We start from the raw sequence: 17260 nt of genomic DNA, 5'->3' as shown, positions 1-17260 counted from the left end.
AGCAGCCGTCGTCGAATTGCCTACTGCGCGCCTGCCAGCCGGTCCTTGGCCCGGTCTCCCCGCGGCCCGACCGGCACCAGCTCGGTGGCCTGGGCGAGTCCCTGGCCGGGCATCGAGACGTACATGCTTTCGGCCCGGCTCACCTGGAAGGTCTCGTGCCAGATGCCAACGGCGCCGGGGGCCTTCCTGGCGCGGCGGTTGAACGCCGTCCACGCGGGCCGGTGCCCGGACTCCGGCGCGCTCGCATAGGCGTACAGCTTGTCCACAGAGTCCCAGTACTGCACGATCACGGGACCGCCCGGGCCCACGCTGAAGCGGTAACCAAGGAGGCCGGAACCGGGCTCGGCCAGGAGCTCCGCCAGCATCTTCGGCATGGCGAGGAAGGCCGGCAGCCAAAGGTCCGGCCGCCAGGGGCGGTTGATCCTCATGCCGATGAGGAACACCACCAGTTCGCCGGAATGGCGGTGCGTGAATCGTCCAGCATTGATGCGTGCCATACTCTTCTCCTCACTAGATACCATTACTCCCCAATAATGGAGAGTAGTACTATCTAAGTCAAGGAGAATCTTGTGCGCATCTCGCAGCTGGCAGTGACCACGGGGGTTCCGGTGGCCACCATCAAGTACTACCTCCGCGAGAAGCTGCTGCACGACGGTGTGCTGACCTCCGCCACGCAGGCGCGCTATGACGACTCCCATGTCCGCCGGCTGAAGCTGATCCGTGCGCTCATCGGCACGGCAGGGCTCAGCGTGGCGGCCACCCGCGAGCTGCTGCAGGGGCTGGAAAACCCGCCGGAATCAGGGCACGATCTGCTCGGGCTGGCCCATCGTGCCGTTACCCGTCCGGCGGCCAACGAGGTTGACCTCGCACCCGCGCAGGAACTGCTGGGCCGCTGGGGCTGGGGTGAGCAGGCCTGCGACCGCAACTCACAGGCCGCCCTCGTGGAAGCCCTCGACGGGCTCTCCAGCGCTGGTTTCGAACTGCCACCGGACATGCTGGACCGCTATGCCCAGGCCATGCGGGATGTTGCCGAGGCCGACGTCGAAAGTGTTCCCACAGACTCTCCGGAAGCCGCGATGCGGTACGTGGTCCTCGGGACGGTGCTGGTGGAGCCGGTCCTGCTGGCCATGCGCCGGCTGGCCCAGCAGAATGCCTCCTTCGAGCGGTTCGGCGACGCGACGCTTGGCCAGGGGAACGGGCCCGTCTGAACGGCCGCCGGGGCCAGTCACTCGTCGAACCGCGCCGAGGTGTCCGAATCGCCGGCGATGGCCGAAATGACTGTTGCCGCGACGTCGCGGATCTTCATGTTCCTGTTGTTGGAAGTGTTCCGCAGGATCTTGAACGCGGCGTCCCGCCGGCAGCGGTTTTGGGCCATGATGGCACCGATGGCCATGTCGATGATGGTCCTGGACTGCATGGCGGCGGCCAGATCATCCCTGGAATCGCTGAGCTGGGAGATCCGCAGGGCAAGCAGCAGCGCGTTCGAGGACTCGGCCGCGAGCTGCTGTGCTTCCGCCAGGTCCCCGGCGGAGAAAGCCTCGGTTCGGGGCGAGTACAGGTTGACGACGGCGGAGGTCTCATCGTCCAGGGTGAGGTGGATCCGAAGGCTGGAGCCGGCTCCCTCCAGGATGGTGCCGCCTTCAGCGGGGGGCCGCTTCCGCCGCATGACGGTGATCGCGCAGGTCACCTCTCGGCCGGCACACGATAGTTCTTGCCCCGTCACGGCGGCGAGTTTCGTCAGGAATTCCTCGACCCCGGAACCCGCATCGGTGCTCTCGAGTACAAGGCCCAGCAGTGTTCCGGTGGAACTGGTCCCGCCCTGCAAAGTCGATGCAGGTGCACTGGCAAGGTAGTCACGCATCTCGGCCCCCAAATCCTAGCCGGCCGCTGGACACACCGACGGCCTTGTCCGATCCTATTCCGGGCGCACCGTGGACGGAAGAGCGGCGCCCCGCAGGATGTCGGTGGCGATGGAGTGGAGCCGGGCGTCCGTTGCCCTGGCAGCAAGGTGAAGCAGTTCCATAGCCTGTTCCCTGCTGCACCGGTTCTGGACCATGATCAGCGAGACGGCGGCGTCAATGATTGCGCGGGACTTTAACGCGGACCGGAGATGAACCGGGTAGATTTCCGCCGGATGGACCCGCAACGCCAGGCGCAGGACCCGCGAGATCGACTCTGCATGGAGCTCCACCCCGGCGATGGTGGCCTCGTCAAAAACGCCGGTGGTGCGGGCATAGCAGTTCAGCGCTGCGGCGGAGCCCGGATCGGTGGCGATCGGCACGGCCAGGACCGAGCGGATGCCCTCGCCGGAGATCTCCGACGCGTAGTGCGCCCAGCGGTCATCGGACTCCAGATCGGGAACCAGGATGGTCCTTCCGTGCCGGAGGGCGGTGAGACAAGGGCCGTCGTCGAACACGTACTGCATTTCGTCAAGCCGCCGCGCGTCCTCGCCGCTGCTGGCGACAGTGGCAGGGGCGCCGTCCCGTTCCACGGTGATGGCGCAGAGCATGGGCTCCGTTCCACCCAGGCGGGTTGCGGTGATGGTGGTCAGGCCCAGAAGGAATTCGGTGAACCCGGGGCTTTCCAGCAGGAGATCCTGAAGTTGCTCGGGGGTGGCGGATATGCCGGTACCGGAGTTCATGCCGGCCTCGATCCTAAGAACGCCTGGACGCTGGAGATGCCCCGGCTCAATGGCTGCGCGCTCTTGATCGCCCGTAGCCCAAATAGCGAAGCACATAGACCAGTGAAGGCTCTCCGAGAACTCCTTCAATTGACACTACTCCTTGGGATGGACACTGAATACCGGCGCCCGCGGCCGGGCCGCCGTATGCTAGAACCCTGCGGCGATACACGTCGGCTGGCGAACCGCCGGTACGGAATTCCGAGGTGAAGATGAGCGTTGACCTGCCGCTGGCTGATGAGATCACTGCTGTTTTTGCCAGGGCCACACGGTTATTGCTGACCGAGGACACCGTTTCGCACGCCCTCCGGCTGATCACGGATGCCGCCACGGCCGCGATTCCGGGCGCGATCGGCGCCGGCGTAAGTCTCATCGACGGCTCGGGACAGCGGCAGACGGCGGCCGCTTCCGACGCTATCGTCGCCGCGGCCGATGCCCTCCAATATGAGCTTGAAGAAGGCCCCTGCATTACAGCCTGGGCGATCGGGGAAACCGTCCTCGTCGAAAACGTGGCGTCGGAACGACGATGGCCGCGCTGGGCCCCTGCCGCGGCAGCGCTCGGAATTTCATCCTCCGTGAGTTGCCCGCTGTTGTCCGGCGGGCTGGCGCTCGGCGCCGTCAAGATCTACTCGGACGGGGGCCGGCCGATGGGGAACGGCTCGGTCCGACTTGCGGAGCTGTTTTCCCAGCAGGCTGCTCTCTTCGTTATTCATTCGAACGCCCGTGAGGCGGCCCGGACACTGAGCGACCGCCTGCAGGAATCCCTTGCACAGCGGGACACCATCAGCATGGCCAAGGGGCTGCTGATGGCACGGAATCGCAGTACCGATGAAGCGGCCCTGCGGAACCTGATGATGATTTCGCGGCAGACCGGGAAGCCCCTGGTCCAGGTCGCGGCAGGCCTGCTGGCTGCGGCCAGGCCATCCGAAAACTGAGCGCAGGGACGAAGGCATGGTCCTGGGTGGCGAGGAGAGCGAGCAACGGCGGCAGTTTGAGGCATCCCTGCGCCGCGCCGACGTCAGCATGGAAGAGGTCTGGCTGAGGTACTTCACCCTTGGCGGGGAGGCCGGACAGCTCGAGGTCGAGGCCTACATCCATGGCGCCATGGCCCTGCCCGCACTTCAGCGGGACATCCTTGCCCACGCGCTGAACGAACGGCTGGACGAGCTGCACTCCGATGCCCCGCGGGCGCCGTACAGCCGGCTGCTCGAGGACGGCATCCTGGACGGGGCGGACGATGATCCCCGTCAGGAGCCTGACGACGGCTGAGCGCAGTATCTGTACAGTCGGCGCCAGGGGGTAACGCCCGCGGGCCGGTCCCGCCACTGCCGCGACCATCTGGGTAGCCGCCGCGGTGGGCATGGCCTGCGGCGCCGGAATGGTCTCCCTGGCCGTGATGCTGACAATTTTCCATCTCATTACGCTGTTCGTAGTTACGCCGACGGTCCGAAAAATCCCCACCGTGAACAGGAACCGCGTCATGCACGTCGACTACGTCGACGGTCAGGGAGTGTTGCGGCACATCCTCGAAATCGCGACCACCATGGGGTTCAGCTCTTCGATCCTGCGCACTCGCAGGACCGGGGATGAGAAGAAGCCGATGGTCTCGATGGAGGTCCGGTTCTTTGGACGCCATCCGCTGCGCAACCTGATTCCTCCCCTGATGGATCTGCACGGCGTCGAAAGCGTCATTGTCCGGGGTAACGACGCCAGCGAGGACGACGACGAGGGCGACGACGACGACGACGACGATGAAGCGTGAGCAGTTGCCGGCCACAAATCCGCGCGTCGGCGCCTACATCGACGCGCTGCCGCAGTGGCAACAGGCGATCTGCCGCGAAGTGCTGCGGCTCGTCCATGCCGTCGACCCGGAGGTCGAGGAGACCATCAAGCGCACCACCCAGCCCTGCTTCGTCCTGGCCGACGGCGGGATCGTGCCGGATCCGGACGCGATCATCACCGCCGGCCATGGCAACACGACGGCCCGCATGGTTGCCTTCCAGCAGGGGGAAGCGGTCACCGCGCCGGCGGCTGACGCAGGCTCAAAGCGGGGGGCTGGGACAGCGGTGACCGCAGTCCGCACGGTTTGCTTTACTGGGGACATGGAATCTCCTGACTACGCCGACGCCCTGGCGCCTTCGATCCGGCGCGGCGCACCCGGATGACCGGGATTGCCACCCTGATGGGCGGCGTCCGCGCACGGGTGCTGCGCCTCTCCGACGCCGAGCGGATGAGCGCCGCGTACCAGCGGAACCGTGAACACCTTGCTCCCTGGGAACCATTGCGGGCCGAGGAGTTCTTCACGGCGGACAGCCAGAAGGCAGGCATTGAGTCCAAGCTCGCCATGTTCGTCGCCGGCACCGATGTCCCCTGGGTGCTGCTGGACGGCGGCATGGTGGTCGGTGTGCTGAATATGACCGGCATCGTCCGTGGGCCGTTTCTCAGCGCCCACCTCGGGTACTGGGTGGACAAGGATTACAACGGCCGCGGGATCGGCTCGGCGGCGGTCGCTTTCGCCGTCGAACAGGCGAGGACGGAACTGGGGCTTCACCGGCTGCAGGCCGCGACGCTGGAGCACAACAGCGCTTCGCAGAAGATCCTGAAGCGCTCCGGCTTCGAGGAAATCGGCCTGGCCCCGGCGTACCTCAAGATTGCCGGAGCCTGGCAGGACCACATCCTGTACCAGCGCACCTTGTTCTGAGGCGAGCCACCCAAGCATGCGAGACTCTCTGGGTGAATGCTGATTCCATCGGTGCCCTGCACCATGTCGAGCTGTGGGTGCCGCAGCTTCAACGCGCCAAGGACGAGTGGGGCTGGCTGCTGGCCAGGCTCGGCTATATGGCCTACCAGGACTGGCCCGACGGCTGCAGCTGGCGGCGCGGGGCCACCTACATCGTCGTCGAGGAATCCCCGGCCCTCAGCGGCCGGCTCCACGACCGGACCGCGCCGGGGCTCAACCACCTGGCCTTCAGCGCCGGGAGCCGGGAGGATGTGGCTGAACTGGCGGCAGACGCCGTCGAGCACGGCTGGAGGGAACTCTTCCCGGAGCAGTATCCCCACGCCGGCGGGCCGGACCACTTCGCCGCGTACCTGGTGAATTCGGACGGCTACGAAGCCGAACTGATCGCCACGGACTGACCGTGCGCCGGCCGTGCGCCCGCCGTGCGCCCGCCGTGCGCCGGGTGGACTCAGCGCACCATCCGCAGAATCCGGACCGGCGTGCCCAGCAGCTCGTGCGTTGCGGTGGCACCGTCGGGGACGAATCCGTTGCGCCGGTAGAAGGCCAGGGCGCGGGGATTCTCGTCCGCAATCCAGAGGTAGGCACCGCCCTCGCCCACGGCCGCGTCCAGGAGCAGCTGCCCCGCCCCTGAACCGTAGTGGCTGGCGAGCACGTAGATCCCTTCCAATTCCCTGGACCGGGGTGTGTCGTCATCGCGGCCGGCGCCCGCGGACGCCCAGCCAACAATCTCCGCTCCTTCGCACGCGACCCGGACCTCCGATGTGTGGGCGGCGATGATTTCGCACCATTTGGCCTCCCGCGGGCCCTGTTGGAGCCGCGCCAAGGCCTCCGCTGGCAGCAGGTGGGCGTACGTTTCCCGCCACGCCTGGATGTGAACCCGGGCTATGCTCTCGGCATCTTCGATTGCGGCGGTCCTGACGGCAATGTCCATTGTCATCCGGCAAGGCTAGTACGCGGAGGGCCGCCGGCACTATTGGCCCTCTTGTTACTCTTGGGTAACATAGTCCTCATGCACCTGCTGCTTCGCACCCTCGTCCTGCTGTTCACGTCCTCCCGGCGCTCGCGGCTGAGCATCTGGGACACCTCCTCCCTGCCGCTCCGGGTCCTGCCGACCGACATCGACATAGCGATGCATGTCAACAACGGCATGTATTTCTCGCTCATGGACCTGGGCCGCTTCGACCTCATGGCCCGCAGCGGAACGTGGCAGGCCATGCGCCGTCGCGGCTGGAGCCCGGTAGCCGCGGGGGAGACCATCGCCTTCCGCCGCTCGCTGCAGCTCTGGCAGCAGTACACGATCGAATCGAAGATCATCGGCCTCGATGCGAAGGCCATCTATTTCGAGCAGCGCATTGTGGTGGACGGTGAGATCTACGCCCGCGCCTACATCGCCACCAGGCTGGTCGGCAAGGGCGGGCCGGTCAGCCAGGAAGAGATTATCCGCGAATTCGGGGCACCCCCGGCGGACCTGGTTCTGCCCGAGTGGATCCACGAATGGCGCGAAACGAACGCGCTGCCCGGGGCGCGGCGCCCGGCGCCGCACGTCTGGAGCTGAGCGCGGCCGGGTCTGGATCAGGTGCCGATGTCGGGCTTCCAGCGTCAGGTGCCGACGTCGCGCTCGGCCAGCGCGACGGCACTGAGCGCCACAAGTACCACCGAAATTCCCCACAGCCAGCCGGCGGCCGCCCAATCCGCCCCGTTGACCACCTGGTTGTTGCCGAAGGCCCAGTTGTAGGGGAGTCCACGACGATGGCTTTGCTCATGATGTTCCCGGGTCTGGGGGTATGGCTCCGATGCTAGGCTTCGACGCCGTGGTGGGCTAGAGTCCGACGGCCCGGACGGGAGTCAACGAGGCCGTTGCTGCGCCGTCGGCCCGGCGTAACAGTGGTGTGCCAACAGCGAAATGCAGGGGACAAGCCAGGGCTGCTCGCGTACCGTTGACCCATGGCTACCGTAGACATTACAGGTGAACAGTTCGCATCGACCGTCGAGGACAATGACATTGTCCTCGTCGACTTCTGGGCCGAATGGTGCGGCCCCTGCAAGCAGTTCGGCCCCACATACGCCGCAGTTTCCGAGAAGCACCAGGACGTCGTCTTCTCCAAGGTGGATACCGAGGCCGAGCAGCAGCTCGCCGCCGAGGCCGGCATCACGTCCATCCCGACGCTGATGGCTTTCCGCGAGAAGGTGCTGGTGTTCTCCCAGCCGGGCGCGCTGAACGCCCAGCAGCTGGAGCAGATTGTCGACGCGGTCAAGGCCCTCGACATGGAGGAAGTCCACGCCCACGTAGCTCGTTCCCAGGCTGAGGCTGCCGCGGCGGCGGCCACGCAGGACGGCACCCAGATCCCCGAGGTCTAAGCCTTGGCCCGGCCGGTTTAACGCCCGGCGCTTAACGCAACGCGGGGTCACTTCGAGCCCATAATCCTCGGATCGATGGGCGCTAAGTGACCCCGCGTTGTTTTAGTCTCGGGCCGTGCGGCTAGAGCTTTTCCAGCTTGACAGGCTCGGCCAGCAGTGCGCTGAGGGACTCGTTGAGATCCTGAACGGCGGTGCCCCTGGAGTGCTTGTCCAGGTCATCCTGGGAGGCCCACTGCTCGGTCAGGACGAGCCTGTCCTCGCTGGCCGCGGTGAGCTCGTACCGGATGCAGCCGGGTTCGGCCACCACCTCGTCGATCGCGATCTCCAGGGCGAGCTTCACACGGAAGAATTCGCCCTCGTTGGGGATGAAGGTGGCCTGCAGATCAATGGGTGCACTCATGGTTTTCACAATACTCGGGACGCGGCTTCCGATCCGAAGATTTCGTAGGACTTCCAAGCTTTAGTCTTCTCTTGCCGGCCGAGTGTTGGTAGCGTCACACCATGCTTGCATACACAGCCGGGGACACTGACGTCCCGCTGCTCGAGGAAACCATCGGCGACAACTTCGAACGGATCGTGGCCAGGTTTCCCTACCAGGACGCGCTGATCGAGGCCGCGGCGGTGCCCGGCGACGAGGCGCGGCGGTGGAGCTACACCAAGCTGAACGACGACGTCGACCGCGTCGCCCGCGCGCTGCTCGCCCTCGGCGTCGCCAAGGGCGACCGGATCGGTATCTGGAGCCCCAACTGTGCGGAGTGGACCATCCTGCAGTACGCGACGGCGAAGGTCGGGGCGATCCTGGTCAACGTCAACCCCGCCTACCGCAGCCATGAGCTGGAATTCGTGGTCAAGCAGAACGGCATGCGGATGCTGGTCTCGGCGCCGTCGGACCGGAACAGCGACTACACCGGCATGGCCCGGCGGGCGCTGGCCGAATGCCCCGAACTGCGCGAACTCGTGTTCCTCCCTGACTCCGGCCTGCCAGGGCTCACCGCCGGCGTCCCCGAGGCGTCGGCGGAGCGGACCTTCGCCGAACTGCTCAAGCGGGCCGACGACGTCGCCCATTCCGCCCTCAAGGCGCGCATGGCCGAACTGGACCCTTACGACGCGATCAACCTGCAGTACACCTCCGGCACCACGGGGTTCCCCAAGGGCGCCACGCTGTCGCACTACAACATCCTGAACAACGGCTACTCGATCGGCGAGCTGCTGGAGTACACCGAGCATGACCGGGTGGTGCTGCCGGTGCCGTTCTACCACTGCTTCGGCATGGTGATCGGGAACCTGGCCGCCCTGAGCCACGGCGCCGCCACCATCATTCCGGGCCGGGGCTTCACCGCCGCGGCGGCGCTGGAAGCCGTGCAGGACTTTGGCGGAACCTCTCTCTACGGGGTACCGACGATGTTCATCGCGGAGCTTGCCCTGCCGGACTTTGCCTCCTATGACCTCGCCACCCTGCGCACCGGCGTGATGGCCGGATCGCTGTGCCCTATCGAGGTGATGAGCCGGGTCATTTCGGAGATGAACATGAGCGATGTGGCGATCTGCTACGGGATGACGGAGACCTCACCGGTTTCCACCATGACCCGCAGCGTGGACACCATGGCCCAGCGCACCGAGAGCGTCGGCCGGACCATGCCGCAGCTGGAGAGCCAAATCGTGGATCCGGTGACCGGTGCCGTGATGCAGCGCGGCGGGATCGGCGAACTGTGCACCCGCGGCTACTCCGTCATGAAGGGCTACTGGAACCAGCCGGACAAGACTGCCGAAGCGATCGACGCCGAGGGCTGGATGCATACCGCGGACCTGGCCCGGATGGACGAGGACGGCTACATCGTGATCGAAGGCCGGATGAAGGACATGGTGATCCGGGGCGGCGAGAACGTCTATCCGCGGGAAATCGAGGAGTTCCTGTACACCCACCCGGACATCCAGGATGTGCAGGTGATCGGGGTTCCGGACGCCAAATACGGCGAGGAACTGATGGCCTGCGTCATCCTCAAGCCGGGGGCGGGGCCGCTCGACGCCGAGAGCCTGGCCGAGTTCTGCCGCGGACGGCTGGCGCACTACAAGATCCCGCGCTACGTGGACGTCCGCGAGAGCTTCCCGATGACGGTCTCCGGCAAGATCCGGAAGGTGGACATGCGCCAGGAAGCGGTGGCCCGGCTGGGCTTGTAGCTCCGTCGTCTGAAAGCAACGCGGGGTCACTTAGCGCCCATGTTGGGGCCTCCAATGGGCCGTAGATGACCCCGCGTTGTGGTGATTCCTGAGAGCCTGTGGATAACCTCTGCACTGGGGGCGATACGCGGCCACAATGGTGCGCATGGTCCGCATTCAGCCACTGCCCGAAAGTCTCGTCCAGGCAACGTTCACCGTCTATGAGTCCCGCGCCCTGGGGGTCCGGCCCAAACGCCTGCGGGCGAAGGACCTGTCCGACGGCGGCCGCCTCATCTATCTGCCCGCCGGCCGGCACCTTGAGATCGTCGAACGTGCCCGCGTGCTGACCGCTGCCACGCCTGGCGCCTGGGTGTCCCACGAAACCGCCGCCGTGCTGACCCTGCTGGGCCTGCCGCCGTGGCTGGGGGACTGTTCGGGCATCCATCTCAGCAAGCCGCATGAGCTGCCCAGGGTCCGCCGGGCCGGGGTCACAGGCCACCGGGTGCGGTGCATCCCCGGTGAGCTGACCGACGTCGACGGCATCCCCGTGACGGCACCGCCGCGGACCTGGCTGGATCTGGCTGCGGACCTGCCGCTCAACTACCTCATTGCCCTGGGCGATCAGATCATCCGCGTACCCCGGCCTGGCCTCGAGCAGCGGGCCGAGCCATATGCGCACAAGGAGGGGCTGCGGCTGCTCATCCGCCAGCACCCCAACATGAAGGGTGTCGGGAAGGCCCGGCTTGCCCTGGATGAGATGCGGGTGGGAGCAGACTCCTTCCCGGAGACGTTCCTGCGCCTGGCGCTGCTGGACGCGCGGCTCCCCGAGCCGGAGTTGCAGGTGAGTCTCGATCCGGATGACAGCGGCTCGCCGGCTGCCGACCTGGGCTACCGGAGGTACCGGATCGCTGTTCAGTACGACGGCGCCCACCACCTCACGCGGGAACAGCAGTCCCGGGACAACCGGCGGGACGAGGCGTTCCTCAGTGCGGGGTGGGCGTATTTCAAAGTCAACGCCGATGACCTGGCCGACGGTTTCGAAGGCGCCATCGCCCGGATCAGGCGGGCCGGGATCCGCTCAGCACGGCACGGCTGAGCAACACGGGGTCACTTAGCGCCCATAAAGTGGCTCCGGATGGGCCGTAGGTGACCCCGCGTTGCTTTCGGGGGAGGTGCTAGTAGCCGCGGTGGTCCTGGATGGTCATCCGCGGACCGAAGGTCGGTTTGCGGAAGCCGCTGAGGCCGATCATCCGGACAACGCGCTGCCGGTGGCCGGCCCACGGGGCCAGCAGCCGGAGCATGCCGGCGTCGTCAGTCCTGCGGCCGGTCAGCGCCGCTCCGACGTATGCCGCAAGGTGGTAGTCGCCCACGGCAATGGAGTCCGGGCAGCCGTGCGTACGCTGCACCACCTCCGCCGCGGTCCACGCACCGATGCCGGGAATGGTCTGGAGCTTAGCGGCGGCCTCCGCGGCAGGGAGCGCGGCAAGCCGTTCCAGCGCGACGGCGGAGCGCAGCGCGCGCATGACGGTCGCCGAACGCTGCGGACCCACCCCGGCCTTGTGCCATTCCCAGGACGGGATGCGCAGCCACTGCTCGGGGGTGGGCTGGACCATCAGATTGGCCGGCGCCACGGTGCCGGCGCCGGGGGCCGGGGTTCCGTACCGGTACATCAGATAGCGGTAGCCGCGCCGGGCCTCGATCACAGTGACCTTCTGCTCCAGGATCGTCGGCACGAGGGAGTCGATCATCCGGCCGGTGGCGGGCAGCCGGACGGCGAGGTTCCGGCGTCGTGCCTCAACAACCATCCGGGGGAGGGTGGCGTGGAACACAGGCTCGTCAAAGCCTGACCAGTCGTCGTCGCGGCCCAGCAGCCGCGGCGCGGAATCGACGGCATCGGCGGCGCCCGGCCCCCAGGCGTGGACCTCGACGGCGGGATCCGCCGGCGGACCGGCCGCAGCCAGGCAGAGTGTGGCCGGCCCAGTCGGCGTCGTGAGCGCCAGCCAGAGGCCGCCCGGCGCGGTGCGGATGGACGGGTCGCCGTGCCCGCGCAGGAGCGGCCCGACCGTCCGGAACAAATCGAAGGGACCGGGCGGGTGCCACCGCAGTGAGGCGTCCGCCGCGGTGGCGAAGCCGGCGGGGAGGTCTGCAATGGTCACCCGACCATGATTCCACGAACGCCTGACAGCGGCCCTGCCGGCGGCACTCGGGCATGGGCCGTAGGGCCCTTATCCTCCCGCGCTGCCGGGACTAGACTCCGGCTGTGGCGTGGGGCGCCCGCGCCCGCCCGCAGGTCCGGATCCTTGTTCTTAGGAGAGTGTAATGACTGGTGGAGTGGTTCATTTCGAAATCCCCGCGGACGACGAGGGACGGGCGCGCGAGTTTTACGGGTCGATCTTCGGCTGGGAATTCCAGGTGCTGCCGGAGATGGACTACAGCCTCGCCATGACGACGCCGATGGACGAGCAGGGCCGGCCCACGGTGTCCGGTTCCATCAACGGCGGGCTGTTCCGGCGTACCGGCCAGCTCACTGCCCCGGTGGTGACGGTGGATGTGGCGGACATCGACGCCGCACTGGAGCAAATCGTGGCGCGGGGCGGTGCCGTTCAGCGGGAAAAGATGGAAGTGCCGGGAGCTGGCTGGAATGCGTACTTCAAGGACTCCGAGGGCAACATCGTGGGACTGTGGCAGGACGCGGCAGGGGACTAAAATCTCACCATGGCGTGGACCGCCCGCGCCATGGTTGTAGAGAACAGGTGACTCAAATGGCCGGGCGCGTTGTGCACTTCGAAATCCCCGCCGATGACAAGGAACGGGGGCAGGAATTCTACAAATCGGCATTCGGCTGGGCCATCGACACCATGCCGGAAATTGGCTACATCATGGTGACGACCACTCCCACCGACGAAACCGGCATGCCCATGGAGGCCGGCTCGATCAACGGCGGAATGTTCCTTAGGGAAGGCGAGTTGAGGTCGCCCGTCATTATGGTGGATGTGGAGGACATCGACGCGGCACTGGAGAAGATCGGAACCCTCGGGGGCAGCACTGTCCTGGCCAAGCAGGCCGTGATGAACATGGGATTCGCCGCCTACTTCAGGGATACCGAGGGCAACATTGTGGGACTGCGGCAGAACGCGGTGCCGGAGGATGGCGGGGCCGGGGCCGCCGGCGCGAACGACATCGGCGCCTGATGCGCCTGACGCTTCCGGCGGGCGCGCCGGCGTGGCCAGGGACGCCCACGGGGGCACCCGCGGGCCGAGGCCCGACCGCACGATCTTCGCATTCCGCGGGCGCCGGAATGCCGCGCCGACGTGCCTGAATCCGCCCCTGGCGGGTGGAGACGGTAACTTTGTACCTATGAAGTACGCCCAGTCCGTTCTGGACCTCATCGGCAATACGCCGCTCGTCAAACTGAACCACGTCACCGACGGCATCGGGGCCACGGTCCTGGTAAAGCTCGAATACCTGAACCCCGGCGGTTCCATCAAGGACCGCATCGCGGTGAAGATGATCGAGGAGGCCGAACGCAGCGGCCAACTCCTGCCCGGCGGCACCATCGTGGAACCCACCTCCGGGAACACCGGCGTCGGCCTGGCCCTCGTGGCCCAGCAGAAGGGCTACCGCTGCATCTTCGTGGTGCCGGACAAGGTCGGCGAGGACAAACGGGCCGTGCTCCAGGCCTACGGCGCCGAGGTGGTGGTGACCCCCACCGCCGTCGCCCCGGACAGCCCGCAAAGCTACTACGGAGTCTCGGACCGGCTCGTCACCGAGATCCCCGGCGCGTACAAGCCGGACCAGTTCTCCAACCCCGCCGCCCCGGCAAGCCACTACGAATCCACCGGCCCGGAGATCTGGCACGACACCGATGGCCGGGTCACGCACTGCGTGATCGGCGCCGGCACCGGCGGCACCATCACCGGCACCGGCCGGTACCTCAAAGAAGTTTCCGCCGGCCGGCCGGCGTCCGACGGCGGCGTCGTCAAGATCATCGGAGCGGACCCCGCCGGGTCGGTCTACTCCGGCGGCACCGGCAGGCCGTACTTCGTCGAAGGCGTCGGCGAGGACATGTGGCCCGCCAACTACGACAAGGCCGTCCCCGACGCCGTGATCGCCGTCAGCGACGCCGATTCCTTCGAGATGACCCGCCGGCTCGCCCGCGAAGAGGGTCTGCTGGTGGGCGGATCCTCCGGCATGGCCGTCGTCGCCGCGCTGCAGGTCGCTGCGGACCTGCCGGCGGACGCCGTCGTCGTGGTCATCCTGCCGGACTCCGGCCGCGGCTACCTGGCGAAGATCTTCAACGACCAGTGGATGCGCTCCTATGGCTTCCTCGCCAGCGGCGACGAAGCCTCCGTAGGCGAAGTGCTCAAGGCCAAGACCGGAGAACTGCCGGACCTGGTGCATATCCACCCGAATGAGAGCGTCCGCGATGTCATCAACATCATGAACGAGTACGGCGTCTCGCACATCCCTGTGCTGTCCCAGGAGCCTCCCGTGGTGATGGGCGAGGTGCTGGGCGCCGTCGACGAACGCACCCTGACCGCCAAGCTTTTCCGCGGCGAGGCGAAGCTGACGGACAAGATCTCCGAACACATGGAGGCCAGGCTGCCCGTGATCGGCTCGCTCGAATCGATCTCGACGGCCCGCGAACTCCTCTCCGACACCGACACCCTGATGGTGACGTTCGTCGGCGCTCCGGTGGGGATCCTGACCCGCCACGACCTGCTCGCCTACCTCAGCAACTGACCGCACACTGACCCGGACACCGGACCGCCCTCCCCTGGCGCCCGGCCGCCGGCCGAAAGGAACGCACATGTCTTTGCCAGAAAGCTCCTCCTCAAAAAACTCCGGCTTCAACACCCGCGCCGTGCACGCCGGCCAGGCCTTCGAGCCGCGGACGGGCGCCGTGGTGCCTCCCGTGCACTTCTCCTCCACCTACGCGCAGGAAGCGATCGGCGTGCTGCGCGCCGGCTACGAATACGGGCGCGGCACCAACCCCACCCGAGACTCGCTGCAGGAACAGCTCGCGGCGCTGGAGGGCGGGTCCGCCGCGTTCTCCTTCAGCTCAGGCCTCGCCGCCGAGGACTCGATGATCCGCGCGCTCACCCGCCCCGGCGACCACATCGTGCTCGGCAACGACGCGTACGGCGGCACCTACCGGCTGATCAGCCGGGTCCTGGGGGAGTGGGGCATCGGCAACACCCCGGTGGACATGTCCAATCTTGACGCCGTGGCGAAGGCCGTCGCGGCCGGGGGTGCGGCCGACGGCGGGGGCAAGACCCGGCTCGTGTGGGTGGAGACGCCGTCGAACCCGATGATGAAGATCACCGACATCGCGGCCCTCGCCAGGCTGGCGCACGACGCCGGCGCCCTCCTCGTGGTGGACAACACCTTCGCATCGCCGTACCTGCAGAACCCGCTGGCCCTCGGCGCCGACGTCGTGGTGCACTCCACCACCAAGTACATCGGCGGGCACTCCGACGTCGTCGGCGGCGCCATCATTGTCAACGACGCGGAGCTGGCCGAGAAGATCGGCTTCATTCAGTTCGCCGTGGGCGCCGTGTCCGGCCCGATGGACGCCTTCCTCACCACCCGCGGCCTCAAGACCCTCGGCGTCCGGATGGACCGGCACAGCGACAACGCCCAGGCCGTGGCCGAATGGCTGCTGGAGCGCCCCGAGGTGGAAGCCGTGCTGTACCCGGGCCTGCCCTCGCACCCGGGCCACGAGCTGGCCAGGAAGCAGATGAAGAAGTTCGGTGGCATGATCTCCGTGCAGTTCAAGGGCGGCGAGGCGGCGGCACGCAAGGTGGCCGAATCGACCTCCGTGTTTACCCTCGCTGAGTCCCTCGGCGGCATCGAATCCCTCATGAACTACCCCTCGGAAATGACACACGCCTCGGTCAAGGGCACGGAGCTGGCCGTTCCGGTCAACCTGATCCGGCTCTCCTGCGGCATCGAGGACGTCGAGGACCTCATCGCCGACCTCGAGCAGGCCATGTCCAGCCTCGCCGCCCTCGAGACGGGCAGCTAGCCACCAGTGACAACCACCACCAGGGCCCTGTCCTCCACTGCCCGCGGCTGGGTCGCGACGGCGGCCGGTGCGCTCGCCGTCGTCGCCGCCCTGGTGGTGCTCTACACCGCATACATCCCGCTGATGAACGACTTCGAGGTCTACTTCTACGGCGGCAGCCGGGTGCTCCAGACCGGCGAGACCGGCGTGAACGAACTCTATGCGCCGCGCGACGGACTCCCGTTCACCTACCCGCCCTTCGCCGCGCTGATTTTCGCGGCGCTGGCCACCCTGGGCCAGGGCATCGGGAGCCTGGTGTTCATCACCACCGCGCTGCTCGGGGCCGCGATCGTGTCCGCCTGGCTGGCGCGCCACTACTTCCGGCTTGGCACCTGGCGGAACGCATTCGCCGACTGGCGCTTCCGGGCCGTGGCCCTCGCCGGAACCGCCGCGATCCTGCTGCTGGGACCCTGGCGGGACACCTTCGATTTCGGCCAGATCAACATCATCCTGATGGGCCTGATCCTGGCCGACTTCGCGCTCTACGGGAAGGTGCGCGCCGGGCAGATCCGCTGGCCCGCGGGGCTCCTGATCGGGATCGCGGCGGGCATCAAGCTCACACCGCTCGCCTTCGGACTCTATTTCCTGGTCCGCCGCGACTTCAAGGCCCTCGGCTGGATGGCCGCGGGCTTCTTCGGCTCCATCGCCGCGGCCTGGGCCATGCTGCCCACGGCCTCACTAACATTCTGGACCAAGATCCTGCCGGACACCGGGCGGATCGGCGGCCCGGCCTACATGGACAACCTCTCCGTCAAAGGTCTCCTGCTGCATCTGGGTATGCCGGACTCCGGCCTGACGTCCGTGGTGTGGCTGGTGATCTCGCTGGCCCTCATCTCCGTGGCCGCGCTCGTAATCAAGTGGGCGGTAGACGCCGACGAGAACTTCGTCGCCGTGTCCGCCACCGCCCTGCTGATGCTGCTGATCAGCCCTGTGTCCTGGTCCCACCATTGGGTGTGGATGGCCGTGGCGCTGCCGTCGCTGGGCTTCGCCATCCACCGGGTGCCGTCGCGGGACGGGAAGATGCGGCTGGCCGGCTGGGCCGTTGTGGCGTTCAGCGCGGTCGCCTTCTACCTGACGCCCAAGTACCTCGCTGTTACGGCCGGCGCGCACGAGTGGGGCAAGGACCCGCAGACGCAGTGGCAGCTCATTGTGGCAAGCCTGGGCGTGGTGTGCGGCATCGCCATGCTCGTCTATTGGGCGCTGGCTTACCGGCCGTCCCGCGCCGTGCTGCGCCCGGGAGCGTAGCGCGACTGCTTTT

22 protein-coding genes and 1 pseudogene are annotated in these 17260 nt (G+C 67.2%); 17 read left to right on the top strand and 6 right to left on the bottom strand.

All coding sequences use genetic code 11. The features are described 5' to 3' along the window. Positions 1–20: 20 nt before the first annotated feature. Positions 21–497 carry a DUF4188 domain-containing protein gene (locus ACZYZE_RS04330; RefSeq protein WP_463906438.1) on the bottom strand — a complete coding sequence of 159 codons (477 nt, stop codon included), beginning with the start codon at positions 495–497 and terminating at the stop codon, positions 21–23. A 72-nt stretch (positions 498–569) separates the two neighbouring features. Here ACZYZE_RS04330 and ACZYZE_RS04325 point away from each other — a divergent pair, with 72 nt between their 5' ends. After that, positions 570–1208 (top strand): MerR family transcriptional regulator, encoded by a 639-nt coding sequence (locus tag ACZYZE_RS04325; protein ID WP_459318228.1) that lies wholly within the window; start codon positions 570–572, stop codon positions 1206–1208. A gap of 17 nt (positions 1209–1225) precedes the next feature. On the opposite strand, the gene ACZYZE_RS04320 is transcribed toward ACZYZE_RS04325, so the two are convergent. Both ACZYZE_RS04320 and ACZYZE_RS04315 read right to left on the bottom strand, forming a co-directional pair. After that, entirely contained in the window at positions 1226–1861 is a 636-nt protein-coding gene (locus tag ACZYZE_RS04320; protein ID WP_459318227.1) for an ANTAR domain-containing protein, read from the bottom strand. Positions 1862–1915: 54 nt separating this feature from the next. Beyond that, positions 1916–2641 carry a GAF and ANTAR domain-containing protein gene (locus tag ACZYZE_RS04315; RefSeq protein WP_459318226.1) on the bottom strand — a complete coding sequence of 242 codons (726 nt, stop codon included), beginning with the start codon at positions 2639–2641 and terminating at the stop codon, positions 1916–1918. 251 nt (positions 2642–2892) lie between these two features. Between ACZYZE_RS04315 and ACZYZE_RS04310 the strand changes: the two genes are divergently transcribed. The 7 genes and pseudogenes from ACZYZE_RS04310 (at position 2893) to ACZYZE_RS04280 (ending at position 5818) form a co-directional block, all read left to right on the top strand. After that, positions 2893–3615 (top strand): GAF domain-containing protein, encoded by a 723-nt coding sequence (locus ACZYZE_RS04310; protein WP_459318225.1) that lies wholly within the window; start codon positions 2893–2895, stop codon positions 3613–3615. Positions 3616–3631: 16 nt separating this feature from the next. Further along, positions 3632–3949: a hypothetical protein gene (locus ACZYZE_RS04305; protein ID WP_459318224.1), complete on the top strand. Its 318-nt coding sequence runs from the start codon at positions 3632–3634 to the stop codon at positions 3947–3949. 58 nt (positions 3950–4007) lie between these two features. Beyond that, positions 4008–4115 (top strand): annotated as a pseudogene (locus ACZYZE_RS04300) (MgtC/SapB family protein); the annotation flags it as partial. A 27-nt stretch (positions 4116–4142) separates the two neighbouring features. Beyond that, on the top strand, positions 4143–4442 hold the full coding sequence (locus ACZYZE_RS04295; protein WP_463906436.1) for a hypothetical protein: 300 nt from the start codon (positions 4143–4145) through the stop codon (positions 4440–4442). A gap of 4 nt (positions 4443–4446) precedes the next feature. Beyond that, positions 4447–4845, top strand: a complete 399-nt coding sequence (locus ACZYZE_RS04290; RefSeq protein WP_459318223.1) for a hypothetical protein — start codon at positions 4447–4449, stop codon at positions 4843–4845. Further along, positions 4842–5381 carry a GNAT family N-acetyltransferase gene (locus ACZYZE_RS04285; RefSeq protein ID WP_459318222.1) on the top strand — a complete coding sequence of 180 codons (540 nt, stop codon included), beginning with the start codon at positions 4842–4844 and terminating at the stop codon, positions 5379–5381. Before ACZYZE_RS04290 ends, ACZYZE_RS04285 begins: the two co-directional genes overlap by 4 nt. A gap of 32 nt (positions 5382–5413) precedes the next feature. Then, positions 5414–5818, top strand: coding sequence for a VOC family protein (locus tag ACZYZE_RS04280; protein ID WP_459318221.1), 405 nt, complete (start codon positions 5414–5416; stop codon positions 5816–5818). 50 nt (positions 5819–5868) lie between these two features. On the opposite strand, the gene ACZYZE_RS04275 is transcribed toward ACZYZE_RS04280, so the two are convergent. Then, positions 5869–6357, bottom strand: a complete 489-nt coding sequence (locus tag ACZYZE_RS04275; RefSeq protein WP_463906433.1) for a GNAT family N-acetyltransferase — start codon at positions 6355–6357, stop codon at positions 5869–5871. A 72-nt stretch (positions 6358–6429) separates the two neighbouring features. Here ACZYZE_RS04275 and ACZYZE_RS04270 point away from each other — a divergent pair, with 72 nt between their 5' ends. Together ACZYZE_RS04270 and trxA are read left to right on the top strand one after the other, a co-directional pair. Then, complete coding sequence (locus tag ACZYZE_RS04270; RefSeq protein ID WP_463906431.1) at positions 6430–6975, top strand: acyl-CoA thioesterase; 546 nt, start codon at positions 6430–6432, stop codon at positions 6973–6975. A 389-nt stretch (positions 6976–7364) separates the two neighbouring features. After that, a complete protein-coding gene (gene trxA / locus ACZYZE_RS04265; protein ID WP_459318217.1) occupies positions 7365–7778 on the top strand; it encodes a thioredoxin in 414 nt (137 codons plus the stop codon). Positions 7779–7899: 121 nt separating this feature from the next. Here the strand turns inward: trxA and ACZYZE_RS04260 are convergent, their stop codons facing one another. Beyond that, entirely contained in the window at positions 7900–8178 is a 279-nt protein-coding gene (locus tag ACZYZE_RS04260; RefSeq protein WP_459318216.1) for a putative quinol monooxygenase, read from the bottom strand. 101 nt (positions 8179–8279) lie between these two features. Between ACZYZE_RS04260 and ACZYZE_RS04255 the strand changes: the two genes are divergently transcribed. Continuing rightward, positions 8280–9956, top strand: coding sequence for an AMP-binding protein (locus ACZYZE_RS04255; protein ID WP_463906429.1), 1677 nt, complete (start codon positions 8280–8282; stop codon positions 9954–9956). 145 nt (positions 9957–10101) lie between these two features. Beyond that, positions 10102–11031 carry an endonuclease domain-containing protein gene (locus ACZYZE_RS04250; RefSeq protein WP_463906426.1) on the top strand — a complete coding sequence of 310 codons (930 nt, stop codon included), beginning with the start codon at positions 10102–10104 and terminating at the stop codon, positions 11029–11031. A 79-nt stretch (positions 11032–11110) separates the two neighbouring features. Here the strand turns inward: ACZYZE_RS04250 and ACZYZE_RS04245 are convergent, their stop codons facing one another. Further along, positions 11111–12091 carry a DNA-3-methyladenine glycosylase family protein gene (locus ACZYZE_RS04245; protein ID WP_463906424.1) on the bottom strand — a complete coding sequence of 327 codons (981 nt, stop codon included), beginning with the start codon at positions 12089–12091 and terminating at the stop codon, positions 11111–11113. Positions 12092–12254: 163 nt separating this feature from the next. On the opposite strand from ACZYZE_RS04245, the gene ACZYZE_RS04240 reads away from it, so the two are divergent. The 5 genes from ACZYZE_RS04240 to ACZYZE_RS04220 all read left to right on the top strand — a co-directional run bounded on the left by ACZYZE_RS04240 (position 12255) and on the right by ACZYZE_RS04220 (position 17247). Next, complete coding sequence (locus ACZYZE_RS04240) at positions 12255–12641, top strand: VOC family protein (protein ID WP_463906422.1); 387 nt, start codon at positions 12255–12257, stop codon at positions 12639–12641. A gap of 56 nt (positions 12642–12697) precedes the next feature. Continuing rightward, the gene (locus ACZYZE_RS04235) at positions 12698–13126 is read left to right on the top strand and encodes a VOC family protein (RefSeq protein WP_463906420.1); all 429 of its coding nucleotides are present in this window, start codon (positions 12698–12700) and stop codon (positions 13124–13126) included. A 166-nt stretch (positions 13127–13292) separates the two neighbouring features. Next, positions 13293–14678 carry a cystathionine beta-synthase gene (locus ACZYZE_RS04230; RefSeq protein WP_463906418.1) on the top strand — a complete coding sequence of 462 codons (1386 nt, stop codon included), beginning with the start codon at positions 13293–13295 and terminating at the stop codon, positions 14676–14678. 67 nt (positions 14679–14745) lie between these two features. Then, a complete protein-coding gene (locus tag ACZYZE_RS04225; RefSeq protein WP_463906416.1) occupies positions 14746–15963 on the top strand; it encodes a cystathionine gamma-synthase in 1218 nt (405 codons plus the stop codon). Positions 15964–15969: 6 nt separating this feature from the next. Further along, entirely contained in the window at positions 15970–17247 is a 1278-nt protein-coding gene (locus tag ACZYZE_RS04220; protein ID WP_463906414.1) for a glycosyltransferase 87 family protein, read from the top strand. The last annotated feature ends 13 nt before the right edge of the window (positions 17248–17260 follow it).

The organism is Pseudarthrobacter woesei, assembly GCF_055412745.1.
Note: the sequence above shows the minus strand (reverse complement) of the source record. Positions and strands in the feature narration are given on the sequence as shown.

Excerpts from the sequence above, each read along its gene's own strand:
- ACZYZE_RS04270 (WP_463906431.1), top strand. The coding sequence starts at position 6,430 with ATGCACCTGCTGCTTCGCACCCTCGTCCTGCTGTTCACGTCCTCCCGG.
- ACZYZE_RS04310 (WP_459318225.1), top strand. The coding sequence starts at position 2,893 with ATGAGCGTTGACCTGCCGCTGGCTGATGAGATCACTGCTGTTTTTGCC.
- trxA (WP_459318217.1), top strand. The coding sequence starts at position 7,365 with ATGGCTACCGTAGACATTACAGGTGAACAGTTCGCATCGACCGTCGAG.
- ACZYZE_RS04305 (WP_459318224.1), top strand. The coding sequence starts at position 3,632 with ATGGTCCTGGGTGGCGAGGAGAGCGAGCAACGGCGGCAGTTTGAGGCA.
- ACZYZE_RS04230 (WP_463906418.1), top strand. The coding sequence starts at position 13,293 with ATGAAGTACGCCCAGTCCGTTCTGGACCTCATCGGCAATACGCCGCTC.
- ACZYZE_RS04330 (WP_463906438.1), bottom strand. The coding sequence starts at position 497 with ATGGCACGCATCAATGCTGGACGATTCACGCACCGCCATTCCGGCGAA.
- ACZYZE_RS04315 (WP_459318226.1), bottom strand. The coding sequence starts at position 2,641 with ATGAACTCCGGTACCGGCATATCCGCCACCCCCGAGCAACTTCAGGAT.
- ACZYZE_RS04240 (WP_463906422.1), top strand. The coding sequence starts at position 12,255 with ATGACTGGTGGAGTGGTTCATTTCGAAATCCCCGCGGACGACGAGGGA.
- ACZYZE_RS04225 (WP_463906416.1), top strand. The coding sequence starts at position 14,746 with ATGTCTTTGCCAGAAAGCTCCTCCTCAAAAAACTCCGGCTTCAACACC.
- ACZYZE_RS04285 (WP_459318222.1), top strand. The coding sequence starts at position 4,842 with ATGACCGGGATTGCCACCCTGATGGGCGGCGTCCGCGCACGGGTGCTG.
- ACZYZE_RS04250 (WP_463906426.1), top strand. The coding sequence starts at position 10,102 with ATGGTCCGCATTCAGCCACTGCCCGAAAGTCTCGTCCAGGCAACGTTC.
- ACZYZE_RS04275 (WP_463906433.1), bottom strand. The coding sequence starts at position 6,357 with ATGACAATGGACATTGCCGTCAGGACCGCCGCAATCGAAGATGCCGAG.
- ACZYZE_RS04320 (WP_459318227.1), bottom strand. The coding sequence starts at position 1,861 with ATGCGTGACTACCTTGCCAGTGCACCTGCATCGACTTTGCAGGGCGGG.
- ACZYZE_RS04235 (WP_463906420.1), top strand. The coding sequence starts at position 12,698 with ATGGCCGGGCGCGTTGTGCACTTCGAAATCCCCGCCGATGACAAGGAA.
- ACZYZE_RS04260 (WP_459318216.1), bottom strand. The coding sequence starts at position 8,178 with ATGAGTGCACCCATTGATCTGCAGGCCACCTTCATCCCCAACGAGGGC.
- ACZYZE_RS04255 (WP_463906429.1), top strand. The coding sequence starts at position 8,280 with ATGCTTGCATACACAGCCGGGGACACTGACGTCCCGCTGCTCGAGGAA.